Source organism: Phenylobacterium sp., from assembly GCF_016124325.1.
Classification (GTDB): domain Bacteria; phylum Pseudomonadota; class Alphaproteobacteria; order Caulobacterales; family Caulobacteraceae; genus Phenylobacterium.
Genome location: NZ_WGNY01000017.1, coordinates 84,260 through 100,451 on the forward strand (window position 1 = coordinate 84,260; position 16,192 = coordinate 100,451).

Below are 16,192 nucleotides of genomic sequence, written 5' to 3' on the forward strand. Positions count from 1 at the left end.
GCGTTTTTCTTGGCCGGTGAAAAGGGGGCGGCTTAGCGGCGGTCGCCCGGGCGCGTGCCCGGCACGCCCTCGTCGTCCTGCGGAAGCAGGCCGCCGCGACCCACGCTGCCGAGCAGCTGCTCGAGCACCGTCATCTCGCGACCGCGGGTCGGCGTCTCGCGGTTGTTGTAGGCGATCACCTTGCCGTCCTTCAGCGTGTAGACGTTCACCGCCGTGACGGCCTCGCTCTCCTTGTCGAAGGTAATGGCGGTCACATTGCGGGAGGTCACCTTGGGCTTCCGGAACGCCACGCGCTGCTTGATCTGGTTCACGTAGAACCAGACGTTCGGATCGAAGGTCGAGGTCACCGACGGCGAGCCGAGCTTGGCGCGCACGGTCGACTTGGTGTCGGTCCCGACCGCCACGTCCTTGGGGTCGGAATCGATCGCCTGGAAGCCCGAGTAGCTGGTGATCGGGGAGCAGGCGGAGAGCCCGGCGGTCGCCAGCGTGGTGGCGGCCAATGCGGCGTAGGCGGCGCGTCGGAACATCGGGATCTTTTCTGGAGGCTGGATTCGGCCGATCAAATCGCAAGAGGCTTTGACCTATCGCCGGCCGCCCCTTAGTTCAATGCCGCCTTTAGCTACCCGGTGGGGCGAAATCGAGGCCGCTCAATGCTCAAGAGCCTGTTCAAGCCGAGACCGGCCCTCGCGGCGGGGCGCGCGCTCTACCCCCTGATCGTGGCCCAGGCCCGGACGCCCGCGCTCTACGCCGAGCTGGGCGTGCCCGATACGCCGGAGGGGCGCTTCGAGGCCTACAGCGTCCACGTCTACCTCGTGCTGGAGCGCCTGAAGGGCAAGGGTGATCAGGCCGCCGAGACCGCCCAGGCCCTGTTCGACACCTATCTGTCCGATCTCGACCATGCGCTGCGCGAGCTGGGCGTGGGCGACCTGTCGGTCGGCAAGCGGATGCGCAAGCTGGGCGAGGCGTTCTATGGCCGCGTGCGCGCCTTCGAGGAGGCGCTGGCGGCGCTGCCGGCCGCGGCCGAACTGGAAGCGCTGCTGGCCCGCACCGTCTACGCCGAAGGCGACGCGGCGCGCGCGCCGGACCTCGCCGCCTACTTCCTGCGCCAGCGCCAGGCGCTGGCCGACCAGCCGCTGGAGCGCTTCTTCGGCGGCGAGATCGCCTGGAGCCTCGCTTGAGCTGGGGCCGGCCCGTGAAGCTGCACGAGTTGGACCGGGGCGCGGTTCGTCTGCGGCTGGAGCCCGATGATGCCGAACGCGGCGAGATCGCCCGGAGGTTGGGGCTGAAGGGTCTTCCGGCGCTGACCGCCCAGGTCACCGTCAAGGCGTGGCTGGACGGCGCCGAGGTGTCAGGCCGCTTCGACGCCGTCGTGGAACAGATTTGCGGGGTCACCCTCGAACCCTTCGAAGAGCCCGTGTCGGCGGAGTTCGACGTGCGCGTGGTGCCGGCCGACAGTCCGCACGCGGCCCCGGCGGGCGCCGGCGAGATGGAGCTGGATCCGGACGGGCCCGATGCGCCCGACGTGCTCGAGTCCGACGCGATCGACGTGGCCGGCTATGTTGAGGAACATCTGGCCCTGGAGCTGGACCCATTTCCCCGCAAACCGGGCGTGACGTTCGACTACGTGGCCCCGGTCGCGGAGGCTTCGCCCTTCGCCGCGCTTCAGAAGCTCAAGGACCGCAAGGGCTAGTTTCCACTCTGCAACTTGGCGGGCTATGGTCCTGGCCGCGAATCCGGCCGGGCGACGGGACGAAAGCGCCGATTTGACCCAATCCCTCACGATCTCCATCGACGCGATGGGCGGCGACCACGGACCCTCCGTGGTGGTCCCGGCCTGCGCCAAGGCGTTGGCCGACCTGCCGCACGTGCGACTGCTGTTGCATGGCGACGAGGCGGCGATCCGCGCCGAGATGGAGCGGGCCTCCGGCCTGGATGGCCGGGTGGAAATCCGCCACGCCGAGCGGGTGATCGCCATGGACGAGAAGCCCGCCCAGGCCTTGCGGCGGGGCAAGGGCACATCGATGTGGGCGGCGGTGGAGGCGGTCCGAGAAGGCGAGGCCGATTGCGCTGTATCCGCCGGCAACACGGGCGCCTTGTGGGCGATCTCGCGTCTGATTCTGCGGATGATCGGCGATGTGGAGCGCCCGGCCCTGGTGGCGAGCATGCCCCACGCCTCGGGGATCACCACCTTTCTCGACGTGGGCGCCAACGTGGACTGCGACGCGCGACTCCTCGTCGAGTTCGCCGTCATGGGCGAGGCCTATCACCGCGCGGCCCACGGCGTGGCGCGCCCCACGGTCGGCTTGTTGAACGTGGGTTCTGAGGAGATGAAGGGCCACGAGGAGGTCCGTGAGGCCAACCGCATCCTGCGCGAGGGCGGGGTCGACCTGGACTATCGTGGCTTCGTCGAGGGCGACGACATCACCAAGGGCTGCGTGGACGTCATCGTCACCGACGGCTTCACCGGCAACGTGGCGCTCAAGGCGATGGAGGGCGCCGCGCGGTTCATGTACGGCGAATTGCGCGCCGCGCTGACCAACGGGCCGTTCGCGACGCTTGGCTTCCTGCTGGCCCGTTCCTCGTTGTTGCGATTCCGGGAGAAGATAAGCCCGCCGCCGGCCGCACCGATTCTGGGGCTGAACGGGCTGGTGCTGAAGTGTCATGGCTCGGCCGACGAGCGCGACTTCGCCAAGGCCCTGCGCGCGGCCGCCGAAGTGGCGCAAAGCGGCTTTGCGTCCGAGATCGAACGGAATATGAGGCGGCTTCCCGCCGCGCTCGCGCCCGCGGCGGCCGCATCCGCGGATGGAGCCGCCTGAATTGTCAAAAGTCCTGCGTAGCGTGATCACCGGGGTGGGCGGCTTCCTGCCCGACCGCATCGTGACGAACGAGGAACTCTCGACCCGCGTCGACACGTCGGACGAATGGATCCGCGAGCGGACGGGAATCCGCCAGCGCCGCCAGGCCGACGACGATACGCCCGTGTCGGACCTCGCGGCCGAGGCGGCGCGCAGGGCCCTGGCCGCGGCCGGGCGTACGCCCGAGGACATCGACCTGATCATCGTCGCCACGACGACGCCCGACCTGACCTTCCCGGCCACCGCCACCATCGTCCAGCGCAAGCTGGGCGCGCCGGTTGGCGTGGCCTTCGACGTCCAGGCGGTCTGCTCGGGTTTCGTCTACGCGCTTTCGGTGGCCGACGGCTTCGTCGCGCGGGGGCGCTCGAAATGCGCCCTGGTCATCGGCGCCGAGACCATGACCCGGCTGATGGATTGGTCGGACCGCACCACCTGCGTGCTGTTCGGCGACGGCGCCGGGGCGTTCGTGCTGGAGCCGGGGGAAGGCGAGGGGACGACCGCCGACCGCGGACTGCTGGGCTTCGCCCTGCGGGCCGACGGCACGAAGCAGGATCTGCTCTATGTGGACGGCGGCGTGTCCACCAACCGCCAGACCGGCTACCTGCGCATGCAGGGCAACCAGGTGTTCCGCCATGCCGTGGTCAACATCTCGGAGGCGGTGACGGCGGCGGCCAGGGACGCCGGGATCGAGGTGGCCGAGGTGGACTGGTTCATCCCGCACCAGGCCAACCAGCGGATCCTGGAGGGCGTGGCCAAGCGGCTGGGCATTCACGAGAGCCGTGTGATCTCCACCGTGGCCGAACACGCCAACACCTCGGCCGCCTCGATTCCGCTGGCGATGGACCAGGGCGTCCGCGACGGTCGGATCAAGCCGGGCCAGCTCCTCCTGCTGGAAGCGATGGGCGGCGGGCTGACCTGGGGCGCCTGCGTCCTGCGCCTTTGACCGGCGGCTTCGCCAAAACTGCAAAGCGTGACTTGAAGTCTTTGTCGCAATGGGACAATCAAGACCCATGAACGACATGGCGGCGGGGACCAAGGCGACCATGAGAGGGCCTACGGTGACGCGGGCCGACCTCTGTGAGGCGGTGCACGAACAGGTGGGCCTTACCCGCCAGGACTGCTCGGAGCTTGTCGAGCGGGTGCTCGACATGATGTGCCAGGCGCTGGAGCAGGGCGAACAGGTCAAGCTTTCCGGGTTCGGCGTGTTCCAGGTGCGCTCCAAGCGCGCCCGTATGGGCCGCAATCCGAAGACGGGCGAACCGGCGGCGATCGATCCGCGCCGGGTGATCGGCTTCCGCGCCTCGCAGGTGATGAAGGCCCGGGTCGATCAAGCCCTCTCGTGATGAGGGCCTCGTAGTCCGGTGGCCAAGGGGCCCGACGCCTTCCGCACGATCTCCGAAGCGGCGGATGAGCTTCACGTGCCCCAGCATGTGCTGCGGTTCTGGGAAACCAAGTTCAGTTTCATCAAGCCGATGAAGCGCGCCGGCGGGCGGCGCTTCTACCGTCCCTCCGACATCGCGGTGCTGCGCGGCGTGCGCCGGCTGCTGCACGACGAGGGTTACACCATCAAGGGCGTGCAGAAGCTGCATCGCGAGCAGGGGATCAAGCACCTCGTCGCGGCCGGCGGCGATGCGCCCCCCGAAGTCCCGCGGCAGGCCGATCCGAGGCCGGGAAACGCGCCGGCGAGCGGGGCCAAGGACGCCCTGCTCGAGGCGCTGCGCGACCTGGAGACGGCCAAGGCCCGGCTGGACGGGCTATTGAAGCGCTGAAGTCGGGGAAAATCGCTCGCCGCCGGGCGCTGGTCGGAGCGACAGGATTTGAACCTGCGACCCCTTGACCCCCAGTCAAGTGCGCTACCAAGCTGCGCCACGCTCCGCGAGCCCGGCGGCGAGGCGGCTCTTCTAACCGCTTGCGCCGCAAGAGCAAGGCCCAATCAGGGCTCGGTGTTCATCCAGCGGATCAGCGGGAACAGGGGCAGGCCCCAGAGCGTGCCGGTCAGGGCGTAGTAGACCAGTTTCACCAGCCAATGGTCGGGCAGGCGCTCTCCCACTGCCGCCGCCGCCGCGACGTAGACGATCAGGAAAGCCAGGATGGCGACCAGGCCGATGAGCTTGCGGACGCGCGCGGGCATGGCGCGGTCATAGAGGCCTGGAGACGCGAGCGTAAGCCCGCTAAATGGAGCTCGCCCAAGTTCAGCCGAAAATTGGCGCCAACCCGCCCTATGACCTCGTTTTTGCGTTCCGACCGTTCCAAGCCGGTGGCGATCTGGCTGTTCGTGGTGGCGGCCCTCGTCCTCGGCATGGTGATCCTGGGCGGCGCGACGCGGCTGACCGACTCCGGCCTCTCGATCACGCAATGGAAGCCCGTGACGGGCGCGATCCCGCCGCTCAGCAACGCCGACTGGCAGGCCGAGTTCGCGCGCTACCGCCAGATCCCGCAGTACGCCCAGCTGAACGCCGGGATGAGCCTGGCCGACTTCAAGACCATCTACTGGTGGGAGTGGTCGCACCGGCTGCTGGGGCGGCTGGTCGGCGTGGTCTTCTTCGTGCCGTTCGTGATCTTCGCGGCGCGTCGCGACCTGCCGCGGAGGTTGGTCGCGCGCCTCGCCGGCATCTTCGTGCTGGGCGGCCTGCAGGGCCTGGTTGGATGGTGGATGGTGGCGAGCGGCCTGGCCCAGCGGGTGTCGGTGGCGCCCGAGCGGCTGATGATCCACCTGGGCCTCGCCTTCGCTTTGCTAGGCGCGCTGCTCTGGACGGCGTTCGACTGCTGGGCCGGGGCCGCGCGTCAAACGCTTCCCAGTCCCTGGGGGCGGCGTGCGGCGATCCTGATCGGCCTCGTCTATTTCCAGATCCTGCTGGGCGCGCTGGTCGCCGGCAACGACGCGGGACTCGTCTACAACGACTGGCCGCTGATGAACGGCCGGCTGCTGCCCGACGACTACTGGGCGGGCGGCCTCTGGGCGACGCTGGCGCACAGCCAGGGCGCCGTGCAACTCCATCACCGGTTGATGGCCTATCTCGTGACGGCCGTGGCTCTGGCCATGGGCGTGTCGGCGTGGCGGTCGAGCTATCTTGCGCCGGGCTCCAAAGCCCTGGGCCTGGCTGTCGCAGGCGCGGTGCTGGCGCAGGCTCTGCTCGGCGTGATCACCCTGATGGCCCACGCGCCCCTCGCGCTGGCGATCGCGCACCAGCTTACAGGCGCTGCCGTCTTCGCGCTGACGATCGCATTCGCCTGGCGGGTGCGACGGGTCTGAACCCGAATTCATTCGCCCCCGCGCCGCGCCCATGGGCATCGTCGAAGCTTGAGGGTGGGATCATGGCGACGCGTACGATCGGGATTGTCGGCTATCCGGGCGCGAACGCGCTCGATCTCACGGGACCTGCGGAGGTGTTCGCCAGTGTTCCGCTCGTCACGCCGCCCGGCGAACCGGCCTACGAGGTCGTGGTGTTGAGCCCCGACGGGGCGCCGTTCCGATGCGAGTCGGGCCTGGAGATCGCCGCGCGCTTCGCGCTGGCCGACGCACCGGCGCTGGACACTATCGTCGTGCCCGGCGGGGCCGGCGTACGGGCGCCCGAGGTCTTGGGTCCGCTCGGCGGCTGGCTACGCGAACGGGCGGCGTCGACCCCTCGGATGGTCTCCGTCTGCACCGGGGTCATCGCGCTGGCCGCCAGCGGGCTTATGGACGGCCGCCGGGCGACGACGCACTGGCGCTACGCCGATGAAGTCGCACGTCGGTGCCCGACGCTGCGCCTCGAGCCGGACGCGATCTTCATCCGCGACGGGCGGTTCGCGACCTCGGCGGGCATTACGGCCGGCATAGATCTGGCGCTGGCTCTGGTGGAAGAAGACCTCGGCCCTTCGGTGGCCCTGGCCGTCGCTCGTGAACTGGTGGTCTACCTCAAACGGTCTGGCGGGCAGCGGCAGTATTCCGAACCCCTGCGCTTCCAGGCCCGCGCCGGTGGGCGGTTCGCCGACCTCGCGGCGTGGATTCCGGCGAACCTCACCGCCGACCTGTCGGTGGAAGCGCTGGCCGGGCGTGTGAACTGCAGCCCGCGTCACTTCGCGCGGCGGTTCAAGGCGGCCTTCGATGTTTCGCCCGGGGAATATGTCGAGGCCCTGCGCCTGGCGGAGGCCGCCGACCGGCTGCTCGGCTCGGCCGCTACGGTCGACAGCGTCGCCGCGTCGGTGGGCTATGCAAGCGCCGAAGTGTTCCGTCGCGCCTTCGAGCGCCGCTTCGACATGCAGCCCAGCCTCTACCGGGCGCGGTTCTCGCGGGCGCCGGACGTGGCGGCCTGAGTCCGGAATCATCGCCTCGGCGTCATTGCGGGCCGAGCCGGCCTCCGGCCACCTGCGCCCTGGCGCGATCACGGAGGGCCGATGCGACACAGTCTTGTCTTCAGGAGCGCGATCATCGCCGCGGCGATGATCGGCGTCGGCGCTCAGGCCCAGACCCCGGCCGCCGCCTTCACGACGGACGGCAAGCTGGAATTCCCCAGGGAGTATCGCACCTGGGTCTATCTCTCGTCGGGCATGGACATGGCCTATGTCGAGAACGCCGGCATGGCCGACCAGCATATGTTCGACAACGTCTTCGTGGACCGGGCCTCGTACGACGGCTTCCTGGAAACGGGTCATTGGCCCGAAGGCGCGATGTTCGTGCTGGAGATCCGGGGCGGGCAGGGCCAGGGCTCGATCAACAGGAAGGGCCTCTTCCAGACGGGGCGCATGGGCGTCGAGGTCCACCTGAAGGACAAGCGGTTCGCCAGCGGCTGGGCGTTCTTCCCGTTCAACGGCGAGGCCCCGGCTCAGGCGTTGCCTCAGACATCGCAGTGCAACGCCTGTCACGAGGCGCATGGGGTGGTCGACACCACCTTCGTCCAGTTCTATCCGACGCTCCTCCCGGTCGCGAAGGCGAAGGAGACCCTCAGTGCGGCCTACTCGGCCGAAGAAAAGGCGCGGTAATCAAATACCGTATACATTTTTCTGAATAAAACCCGTAATTTATGTAAATTGCATCGCCGATAGGCGTGTTGACATCGCCTCGGCTTTTCGGCATATGCCGCGCCTCACGTCGGGGGCGCAGCTCGCGAACCCGCCATTGGTACAAACGGATCGTCCCTCATGCTGAAGAGCACCACGGCTTCGCTGAAGCCCGCCGAGGTCGAGAAGAAGTGGATCGTGGTCGACGCCAAGGACGCCGTGGTCGGCCGCCTGGCTTCGTTCATCGCCATGCGTCTTCGCGGCAAGCACCGGCCTGACTACACGCCTCACGTCGACTGCGGCGACGTCGTCGTCGTCGTGAACGCCGACAAGGTGAAGTTCACGGGCAAGAAGCTCAGCGACAAGATTTTCTACTGGCACACCGGCCACCCGGGCGGCGTGAAGCAGCGCGCCATGGGCGAGCTGCTCAACGGCCAGTACCCCGAGCGGGTGCTGCAGAAGGCCGTCGAGCGGATGCTGCCCAAGGAGAGCCCGCTGGCCCGCAAGCAGATGACGCACCTGCGCATCTACAACGGCGCCGAGCACCCGCACGCGGCCCAGAACCCCGAATCCATCGCGTTCGCCGACCTGAACGCCAAGAACGTGCGGAGCGCGTAATGAGCGAAGCCACGACCGAAGCCACCGGTTTCGACGCCCTGAAGGGCATGGGCACGCAGGCGGCCGAAGAGGCCGTCGTCCGTGAGCCCAAGATCGACGCCCAGGGCCGCGCCTACGCCACCGGCAAGCGCAAGAACGCCGTCGCCCGCGTCTGGATCAAGCCGGGCAGCGGCAAGATCACGATCAACGGCCGCGACCAGGAGGTCTACTTCGCCCGCCCGGTGCTGCGGATGATGATCGCCCAGCCGATGCAGCTGACCGATCGCGCCGGCCAGTTCGACGTCGTCGCCACGGTGGAAGGCTCGGGCCTCTCCGGCCAGGCCGGCGCCGTGCGCCACGCGATCTCCAAGGCGCTGACCAACTACGAGCCCGGCCTGCGGGCCCTGCTCAAGCCGCACGGCTTCCTCACCCGCGACAGCCGCGTGGTCGAGCGGAAGAAGTACGGCAAGGCCAAGGCCCGACGCAGCTTCCAGTTCTCGAAGCGCTAAAGCCGCGCGAGCATTCGTGTTTGCGAGGGGCGCTTCGGGCAACCGAGGCGCCCTTTCTCTTTTCCGGAACCTGACATGGCCCACACAGTCTTCATCGATGGCGAAGCCGGCACCACGGGGCTCCAGATCCGCGAGCGCCTGGCCAGGCGTTCCGACCTGGAGGTGCTGTCGATCGATCCGGCCCGGCGCAAGGACGCCGACGCCCGCGCCGAGCTGCTGAACGCCGCCGACGCCGTGGTGCTGTGCCTGCCCGACGACGCCGCGCGCGAGGCGGTCTCGATGATCACCTCCAACAGCGTGAAGGTGGTCGACGCCTCGACCGCCCACCGGGTGGCGCCCGACTGGACCTATGGCTTCGCCGAGATGTCGAAGGATCAGCGCGATGCGATCCGCGGCGCCACGCGGGTGTCGAACCCGGGCTGCTATCCGACGGGCTTCATCGGCCTGGTGCGGCCGCTGGTGGCGGCGGGATTGATCCCGGCCGACTTTCCGCTGACCGTGAACGCCGTGTCCGGCTACTCCGGCGGCGGCAAGGGCCTGATCGCCGAGTTCGAGGACCGGCCCGCGCCCGAACGCAGCAACGACGCCTTCCGCGCCTACGGCTTCACGCTCGCCCACAAGCACCTGCCGGAGATGCAGGCCCATGCGGGGCTGGCGCATCCGCCGGTGTTCGCCCCCTCGGTCGGCCGCTACGCCCAGGGGATGCTGGTGGAAGTCCCGCTCCAGCTCTGGGCGCTGCCCGGCCGGCCGGCGCCGAAGGACCTGCTGGCGGCGCTGGCGGACGCCTACGCCGGCGAGGCCTTCGTCGAGGTGGCCAGCGAAGCTGAGTGCGCCGAGTTGCAGAAGGCGAGGGCCGGCGCGGCCGGCTATGTGCAGGCGCTCGATCCAGAAGCGCTCAACGGCTCCAACCGCATGCGGCTGTTCGTTTTCGGCGCCGCGGACGGGAGCCAGGCGCGGCTCGTTGCCCTGCTCGACAACCTCGGCAAGGGCGCCTCGGGCGCGGCGGTGCAGAACCTCAACCTGATGCTGGGCCTGCCGGAGGCCGCCGGGCTGTGATCGTGCGGCCGGCCCGGCCCGAAGATGCGCCGGCGCTGGCGGTGATCCTGCGGACCTGCTTCCGCGTGAACCTGCCGTTCCTGCCCGAGCTGCATACGGCCGAGGAGGACCGCGCCTTCATGGAGGGCCGCATCGCGGGCAGTGACCCGGTCTGGGTGGCCGAGGTCGACGGCGCGCCGGTCGGCTTCATCACCCTGCGGGAAGGTTGGGTCGACCACCTGTTCATCCACCCCGACCACCAAGGACGCGGGATCGGGCCGTCGCTGCTGCAGAAGGCCTTCGACCAGGGCGGTCCGGTCCAGCTCTGGACTTTCCAGCAGAACGCCCGCGCGCGGCGGTTCTACGAGGCCCGCGGATTCCGCCCCGTCGAGTTCACGGACGGCGAGGGCAACGAGGAGAAGACGCCCGACGTTCGCTATCTCTGGAGCCCACCGGGGTTGTAACCAAACGGCCTCGGCGTTCGTATTAGAAGTCATGAACACCCAGACCCCCGACCGCCGCCGCTTCCTCACCGCCGCATCCGCCGTCGCGCTCGGACTTCCGGCGCTCGCGCACGCCAAGGCAGATCCCTACGCCACGTCGCCGTACCGCAAGATCACCGACGCCGAATGGCGGAAGCGTTTGCCGGAGGCGAGCTACCAGGTGCTGCGTCACGAGGCGACCGAACGCCCGGGCACCAGCGCGCTGCTGAATGAGCACCGGAAGGGCGTGTTCGCCTGCCTGGGCTGCGGCCTGCCGCTCTTCAAGTCGCAGTGGAAGTATGACAGCCACACGGGCTGGCCCAGCTTCTACGACGAGATTCCGGGCGCGCTCGGCAAGAAGACCGACACCCAGCTCGCCTTGGAGGTGCGTACCGAGTACCACTGCGCGCGCTGCCTCGGACACCAAGGCCACGTGTTCAACGACGGGCCCCGGCCGACCGGCCTGCGCTACTGCAACAACGGCGTCGCCCTGAAGTTCGTCCCGGCCTAAAACCCGGCGCGGGTGATGCGCGCCTCGCCGGAGATGTGGGTCTCGACCCGCTTGGGCCGCGTGAGCAGGCGCAGGTTGCTCCAGCCCGCGACGCCCAGTCGCGCGAGCTCGGTCGGCGCCACGGTCACCGCCCCCGATCCGGCCACGTCGATGTTGGCGCGGGCCACCTTGAGCTTGGCGAGGTCGGCGGAGCCTTTCCCCGTGACGTCCAGGTTGAGCTCGCCGGCGACGCCTTCGGCCGTGAGCGCGGCATCGTCGGAGACGTCCGCATTGAGGCGTGGCTGATCGTAGGACTCGATCGAAAGCGCGCTGCGGCGGGAGACATCGAAGCTGGTCACGTTCGGCGCCAGGATCATAACGTCGAGGCGCGGATAGCTGCGGTGGCGACCGCTGCGGTAGCGCAGGGTGTCGCCGCGCACCGCCGCCCGTTCGACGGCCCGGCGCGGCCCCGTCACGACGACGCGTCCCGGCCCATCGGCCTGCACGTAGCGGACGTTCGCCCAGAGGTCGACGACGAGGCGGTCGGCGCCACGCCAGGCCAGCGTGCGGCTGATCGGTTCCAGGTCGCGCTCCGACCAGTGGCCGTCGCCGCGGGCGATCTCGGGCGGGCCGTCCCACCAGCGATTGCCCCATTCGCCCAGGTTCCAGGTCCAGCCGCCCCGCAGCGCCGCCTCGGGCCCCGCGACCATCACGGCGGCCGAGAGCGCGCACGCTGAAAGGACGAGGCCCGCGGCGGCGATCATGACGAGCGGGCGAATCATCGCGCCCCTTTCAGGCGATCAGGTCCGGGCGCCCTTCGGCGGCGGAGCGGGTGACGGGGGCGGGGCGGGGGAGGGGTGAGCGCCGGCGTCCACCTGGCGGACGCGTCCGGCGCCCGAGATGTCCGTGTCCAGCTTCGGCGGATGCGTGAGCAACCGGATATCCCCCATGCCCGAGATTTCAAGCTTGGCCCATTCGCTGGGCGCGATTGTGGCGTCGCCGGCGCCCGAGATCCGAACCTCAGCGCCCTTGACCTTCAGGTCGCCGAAGTCCGCGTGGCCCGTGCCCGAGATCTCCACGTCGATGGTGTCGGCCTCGCCGCGCGCCACCACGTCGCTCGCCCCGGAGAGCCGCAGGCGCAGCTTGTCCTGGCGATAGTCCTCGATGGCGAGCGTGTTGGCGCCCGACAGCTGGAAGCGGGAGATGTTCGGCGCGCGCACGACAATGTCGAGCTTGCGCGGCCACCGGTGGCGCTTGCGGTCGAGGGTGATGCGGTCGCCGCGCACGGCGACGCGCTCCACGATGTCCGCCGGACCGGTTACCTCGACCGAGCCCGGGCCGGAGGCCTGGATGTAGCGGATGTCGGCCGGCAGACCCACCTCGAGCTCGTCGGCCCCGCTCCAGGCCAGCTTGCGGGTCGCCTGGGGACCATCGTCACGCTCGGCGCGACGGTCGTGGTAATGGCGATCCCAATCCCAATCCCAGTCCCACCGGCCCCAGTGGTCGAAGTCCTTATCGGACAGGATGGTCCAGCCGCCCCGGGCGATGGCGTCGGGCCCTCCGATCGCCACGGCGGCGGAGAGGGTGGCGACGCAGAGCACGAAGCCCGCGGCGGCGATCATCACGAGAACGCGGATCATGGCTTGGCCTCCCCGGGGCTCAAGATTCGAGGGCCGGCTTCAGCAGCCGGTAGTGGAGCCGCCCGTACCAGACGAGCGCGTTCATCAGGCCGATCGAGACGATGGTCAGGACCGCGCCGCCCGAGGCCGAGCCGGCCATGATGCCGATGCCGGCCAGGATGGCGGTGACCGGGCCGCCGGGCGGATCGACGAAAGGCCCGGCCGCGAAGACCACGGCGCCGGCGAAGAAGCAGACCACGACCGCGACCGCGAGGCCGAAGATCGCGCCGGCGATGCCCATCAGGATCGGCAGCAGGACCAGGATGTCGATGGCGCCGAGGCCCAGCACCGCGAAGACCGCGGACGCGGCGGCCGAGGGGCTGCGCTCCTCGCGCCAGCGGGCCATGGTGCTCTCGGCGCGGATCTCGCGGGCCAGGCGGTCGGGATCGCCGAGCGCCTTGGCCACGTCGGCCTCGCTGCGGCCCTCGGCCTCGCCGTCGGCGAAGTGGGCCTCATAATCGGCGATGATGTCGGCGACAGCCTGCGGGGGCAATCCGCGCAGGCCTTCGCGCAAGCGGGCGATGAACGCCTCACGAGTCATTTGGCCCCTCCAAAGACGATCTGGTCGACGGCGCCGGAGAAGGAGGACCAGGCCTCCTTCTGGCCGTCGAAGCTCTTTCGGCCGGCTTCGCTGAGCCGGTAGTATTTGCGCGGCGGGCCCGACGAACTCTCGACCAGATAGGTTTCGACCAGGCCGTCGGCCTGTAACCGCCGCATCAGCGGATAGATGGTGCCTTCGCCCATGCCGATCGCGTCGGCCAGGCGGCTGGCGATCTCGTAGGCGTAGCTGTCATGCTGGGAGAGAAGGGCCAGGACGCAGAGCTCCAATGCGCCTTTCTTCAGCTGGATCTCGATGGCTTCGGGCACGTGGTTGCGCCTCCTTGTCGAGCCATGAGGTACGGCAAGGTAGTGAGCGACGCAAGGTAGCTTGCATTAAACCTTAGTAACCCGCGCGTCGCCGTGTGACGGGGCCGCCGCCTCCGCGGTTTTCGGGCTAGCTCTTCACGCGGACGTAGTCGCCGGGGGCATCGCCAAGGGGCTTCAGCGGGCCCTTGGCCGGATCGCGGGCCGGGACCTGCTTGCCCGAATGCGCCTTGAGCCACTCGGCCCAGTGCGGCCACCACGAGCCGGCATGCTCGACCGCGCCGGCCTGCCATTCCTCCAGCGTGGGCGGCAGCTTGTCGTTGATCCAGTGCTGGTACTTGTGGGCCGCCGGGGCGTTGATGACGCCCGCGATGTGGCCGGAGCCCGCCAGGGTGAAGGTGGTCGGCCCACCGAACAGGCGCGCGCCCTTGTAGACCGACCGCGCGGGGGCGATGTGGTCCTCCCGGGACGACTGGGCGTAGATCGGGATCTTCACGTCGCCCAGGTTCAGGGTGACGCCATCGAGGACCAGCTCGCCCTTCGCCAGAGCGTTCTCGCCATAGAATTTGCGCAGATAGAAGGTGTGCAGCGTCTTCGGCATGCGCGTCTGGTCGGAGTTCCAGAACAGCAGGTCGAAGGGCTTCGGCTCCTTGCCGAGCAGGTAGTTGTTCACGAAGAACGACCAGATCAGGTCGTTCGCGCGCAGGGCGTTGAAGGTATCGGCCATCGACTGGCCCGACAGCACGCCGCCGCCCTCGTCCATCTTGGCTTCGAGGTCCTTCAGCCAGTCCTCGTTGGTGAAGAGCAGCAGATCGCCGGCTTCGGAGAAGTCCTGCTGGGCGGCGAAGAAGGTCGCCGCGCCGATGAAGGTGTCGCCCTTGGCCGCCATGTGGGCCAGGGTGGCCGAGAGCAGGGTGCCGCCGATGCAGTAGCCAACCGCGTTCACATGGTCGACGCCGGCCTGCTTCATGGCCGCGGCGACGCCCTCGTAGATGCCCTCGCGCATGTAGTCTTCGAACGTCTTGGTCGCGAGCTTGGCGTCGGGGTTGACCCAGGAGGCCACGAAGACGGTGACGCCCTGCGCCGCGAGCCAGCGGATCATCGAGTTCTCGGGCCGCAGGTCGAGGATGTAGAACTTGTTGATCCACGGCGGGAAGATCACCAACGGGATCTCGCAAACCGTCTCCGTCGCCGGAGAAAACTGCAACAGCTCGATGATATCGTTGCGGAAAACGACCTTGCCAGGTGCGGTGGCGACGTTCTCGCCGATCTTGAACAGGTCGTAGTCGGTCTGGGCGATCGACAGTTGGCCGCCGCCGCGCTGGAGGTCCTGCTGGAAGTTCTCCATGCCCCGCACGAGGCTCTCGCCGCCGCTGGAGAGGACCTCCTTGAGGGCCGTCGGGTTGGAGGCGAGGAAATTCGAGGGCGAGAAGGCGTCGGTGAGCATCTTCACGAAGAACTCGACGCGGCGCTTCTCCAGCGGATCCACTCCATCGACGTCGGCGACCAAGCCCTCAAGCCAGTTGGCGGTGAGCAGATAGGACTGCTTGATGACGTCGAACACGGGATTGTCCGACCAGTCCGGGTCGTTGAACCGCTTGTCGCCACGGGCCGGCTTCACCACGGGCTCGGTCGGCTCGCCGGCGGCGCGGCGGGCGGCGGCCTGCCAGAGGTCGAGATAGCGCGAGAAGAGGTCGGCCTGCGCGCGCATCACGCGGTCGGGCTGCGCCGCCAGCCGACCCATGACCTGGGTCAGCGCCGGCGCGACGTGGAAGGGATCTGGCGAGAGGGCCGCTGGCCGGTCGGCCTGGCGCAACGCCATCTCCGCGATGGCGCCCTGGGCGGTGACGGCGGCCCGCGCGAGGTTGGCCGAAAGGCGCTCGACCTGCGCGCGCTGCTCGGCCGTGAAGGCCACCGGGCCGAAGCCCTCGGGGGACGCGGCCGCCTCGATCTTGGCCTCGACCTTGAAGGTCTTCTCCTCGACCACGGGCTCCGGCGCGACCTTCGCCTTGGCCTTTGCGGAGGCCTTCTTGGTTCCGGCCTTCTTCGCCCGCGCTTTGGGCGAGGACGAGGTATGCTCGCTCATCCGGTCGTTCTCCCGCGTGGCGCGACGAACGTTCGCGCTCTTTCGCACAACTCGATCATCGCATAAGACCTTGCCGCAAATGAATGCGTCGCGCGCACTTTTTCGAACTGTCTCCGCCGGGAGCCGAGCCGTCGGCGTCGGGATCGGCTGCGCGCTGCTCGCGGGGTGCATCGGCAATCCGTTCAAGGACGCCAAGGTCGATCCGGATTCGCCGGTGGCCGCCGACGTGGCGCGGATGACCCGGCAGGAGGGAAAATATCCCACCTTCGCCAGCATTCCCCCCGCGCCGAAGGACATCCGCCCCGCGCGTCAGTACCGCGAGAGCGCCGAGCAGGTGCTGGCGGAGGGCGAGGCGTTGAAGGCGGCCACCGCGCCCGACACCTGGACCCTGGAGGGCACCGAGGCCTTCGCGGAGGCCGCCCGCAAGGACGCCGCGCCGCCGCCGCCCGTTTCGGCGGCTGGACAGACCGAAGCCTTCGCCCGCGAACAGCGGCAACGAGCTACCCCGCCTCCGCCGCGCTGAAGGTCCTCGCCGTCGATCTCCGACGCAGGGCCCGAAAGCCCCGCGGAGGCGCAAATTTCCTCAAACCCGGCTTGGCGGACTCTGCCCCAGAG

General features: G+C 69.1%; 22 protein-coding genes and 1 tRNA gene. 15 read left to right on the forward strand and 8 right to left on the reverse strand.

What is annotated here, in order from left to right:
* Window positions 1–32: 32 nt before the first annotated feature.
* Window positions 33–527: an outer membrane protein assembly factor BamE gene (gene bamE / locus GC203_RS09695; RefSeq protein WP_293453722.1), complete on the reverse strand. Its 495-nt coding sequence runs from the start codon at window positions 525–527 to the stop codon at window positions 33–35.
* Between the two features lie 123 nt (window positions 528–650).
* Here bamE and GC203_RS09700 point away from each other — a divergent pair, with 123 nt between their 5' ends.
* The 6 genes from GC203_RS09700 (at window position 651) to GC203_RS09725 (ending at window position 4,624) form a co-directional block, all read left to right on the forward strand.
* Window positions 651–1,178: a ubiquinol-cytochrome C chaperone family protein gene (locus tag GC203_RS09700; protein WP_293453724.1), complete on the forward strand. Its 528-nt coding sequence runs from the start codon at window positions 651–653 to the stop codon at window positions 1,176–1,178.
* The gene (locus GC203_RS09705) at window positions 1,175–1,690 is read left to right on the forward strand and encodes a DUF177 domain-containing protein (RefSeq protein ID WP_293453725.1); all 516 of its coding nucleotides are present in this window, start codon (window positions 1,175–1,177) and stop codon (window positions 1,688–1,690) included. Before GC203_RS09700 ends, GC203_RS09705 begins: the two co-directional genes overlap by 4 nt.
* A gap of 73 nt (window positions 1,691–1,763) precedes the next feature.
* Window positions 1,764–2,816 (forward strand): phosphate acyltransferase PlsX, encoded by a 1,053-nt coding sequence (gene plsX / locus GC203_RS09710; RefSeq protein WP_293453727.1) that lies wholly within the window; start codon window positions 1,764–1,766, stop codon window positions 2,814–2,816.
* A complete protein-coding gene (locus GC203_RS09715; RefSeq protein WP_293453729.1) occupies window positions 2,803–3,798 on the forward strand; it encodes a beta-ketoacyl-ACP synthase III in 996 nt (331 codons plus the stop codon). The genes plsX and GC203_RS09715 overlap by 14 nt, the downstream gene beginning before the upstream one ends.
* A 100-nt stretch (window positions 3,799–3,898) precedes the next feature.
* Window positions 3,899–4,198: an integration host factor subunit alpha gene (locus tag GC203_RS09720; protein WP_293453910.1), complete on the forward strand. Its 300-nt coding sequence runs from the start codon at window positions 3,899–3,901 to the stop codon at window positions 4,196–4,198.
* An 18-nt stretch (window positions 4,199–4,216) separates the two neighbouring features.
* Complete coding sequence (locus GC203_RS09725; protein ID WP_293453731.1) at window positions 4,217–4,624, forward strand: MerR family transcriptional regulator; 408 nt, start codon at window positions 4,217–4,219, stop codon at window positions 4,622–4,624.
* A 30-nt stretch (window positions 4,625–4,654) separates the two neighbouring features.
* On the opposite strand, the gene GC203_RS09730 is transcribed toward GC203_RS09725, so the two are convergent.
* Window positions 4,655–4,731, reverse strand: a tRNA-Pro gene (locus GC203_RS09730).
* A 57-nt stretch (window positions 4,732–4,788) separates the two neighbouring features.
* Window positions 4,789–4,986: a DUF2842 domain-containing protein gene (locus GC203_RS09735; protein ID WP_293453733.1), complete on the reverse strand. Its 198-nt coding sequence runs from the start codon at window positions 4,984–4,986 to the stop codon at window positions 4,789–4,791.
* A gap of 90 nt (window positions 4,987–5,076) precedes the next feature.
* On the opposite strand from GC203_RS09735, the gene GC203_RS09740 reads away from it, so the two are divergent.
* The 8 genes from GC203_RS09740 to msrB all read left to right on the forward strand — a co-directional run bounded on the left by GC203_RS09740 (window position 5,077) and on the right by msrB (window position 10,969).
* On the forward strand, window positions 5,077–6,108 hold the full coding sequence (locus tag GC203_RS09740; RefSeq protein ID WP_293453735.1) for a COX15/CtaA family protein: 1,032 nt from the start codon (window positions 5,077–5,079) through the stop codon (window positions 6,106–6,108).
* Between the two features lie 62 nt (window positions 6,109–6,170).
* Window positions 6,171–7,151: a GlxA family transcriptional regulator gene (locus tag GC203_RS09745; RefSeq protein WP_293453736.1), complete on the forward strand. Its 981-nt coding sequence runs from the start codon at window positions 6,171–6,173 to the stop codon at window positions 7,149–7,151.
* An 81-nt stretch (window positions 7,152–7,232) separates the two neighbouring features.
* On the forward strand, window positions 7,233–7,817 hold the full coding sequence (locus tag GC203_RS09750) for a cytochrome P460 family protein (protein ID WP_293453738.1): 585 nt from the start codon (window positions 7,233–7,235) through the stop codon (window positions 7,815–7,817).
* Window positions 7,818–7,979: 162 nt separating this feature from the next.
* A complete protein-coding gene (rplM, locus tag GC203_RS09755) occupies window positions 7,980–8,453 on the forward strand; it encodes a 50S ribosomal protein L13 (protein ID WP_293453911.1) in 474 nt (157 codons plus the stop codon).
* Entirely contained in the window at window positions 8,453–8,941 is a 489-nt protein-coding gene (gene rpsI, locus GC203_RS09760; RefSeq protein ID WP_293453740.1) for a 30S ribosomal protein S9, read from the forward strand. Before rplM ends, rpsI begins: the two co-directional genes overlap by 1 nt.
* 75 nt (window positions 8,942–9,016) lie before the next feature.
* The gene (gene argC / locus GC203_RS09765; protein WP_293453742.1) at window positions 9,017–9,997 is read left to right on the forward strand and encodes an N-acetyl-gamma-glutamyl-phosphate reductase; all 981 of its coding nucleotides are present in this window, start codon (window positions 9,017–9,019) and stop codon (window positions 9,995–9,997) included.
* A complete protein-coding gene (locus GC203_RS09770; protein ID WP_293453744.1) occupies window positions 9,994–10,440 on the forward strand; it encodes a GNAT family N-acetyltransferase in 447 nt (148 codons plus the stop codon). Before argC ends, GC203_RS09770 begins: the two co-directional genes overlap by 4 nt.
* Window positions 10,441–10,471: 31 nt before the next feature.
* A complete protein-coding gene (msrB, locus tag GC203_RS09775) occupies window positions 10,472–10,969 on the forward strand; it encodes a peptide-methionine (R)-S-oxide reductase MsrB (protein WP_293453746.1) in 498 nt (165 codons plus the stop codon).
* Here msrB and GC203_RS09780 read toward each other — a convergent pair.
* The 5 genes from GC203_RS09780 to phaC all read right to left on the reverse strand — a co-directional run bounded on the left by GC203_RS09780 (window position 10,966) and on the right by phaC (window position 15,478).
* Window positions 10,966–11,730 (reverse strand): DUF2807 domain-containing protein, encoded by a 765-nt coding sequence (locus tag GC203_RS09780; protein WP_293453748.1) that lies wholly within the window; start codon window positions 11,728–11,730, stop codon window positions 10,966–10,968. The two genes, msrB and GC203_RS09780, sit on opposite strands and share 4 nt — an antisense overlap.
* Window positions 11,731–11,748: 18 nt before the next feature.
* Window positions 11,749–12,588 (reverse strand): DUF2807 domain-containing protein, encoded by an 840-nt coding sequence (locus GC203_RS09785; protein WP_293453749.1) that lies wholly within the window; start codon window positions 12,586–12,588, stop codon window positions 11,749–11,751.
* 19 nt (window positions 12,589–12,607) lie between these two features.
* Window positions 12,608–13,168, reverse strand: coding sequence for a DUF1700 domain-containing protein (locus GC203_RS09790; RefSeq protein ID WP_293453750.1), 561 nt, complete (start codon window positions 13,166–13,168; stop codon window positions 12,608–12,610).
* Window positions 13,165–13,494, reverse strand: a complete 330-nt coding sequence (locus GC203_RS09795) for a PadR family transcriptional regulator (RefSeq protein WP_293453751.1) — start codon at window positions 13,492–13,494, stop codon at window positions 13,165–13,167. Before GC203_RS09795 ends, GC203_RS09790 begins: the two co-directional genes overlap by 4 nt.
* 127 nt (window positions 13,495–13,621) lie before the next feature.
* A complete protein-coding gene (phaC, locus tag GC203_RS09800; protein WP_293453753.1) occupies window positions 13,622–15,478 on the reverse strand; it encodes a class I poly(R)-hydroxyalkanoic acid synthase in 1,857 nt (618 codons plus the stop codon).
* Between phaC and GC203_RS09805 the strand changes: the two genes are divergently transcribed.
* A complete protein-coding gene (locus GC203_RS09805; RefSeq protein ID WP_293453755.1) occupies window positions 15,456–16,100 on the forward strand; it encodes a hypothetical protein in 645 nt (214 codons plus the stop codon). The two genes, phaC and GC203_RS09805, sit on opposite strands and share 23 nt — an antisense overlap.
* Window positions 16,101–16,192: the final 92 nt, after the last annotated feature.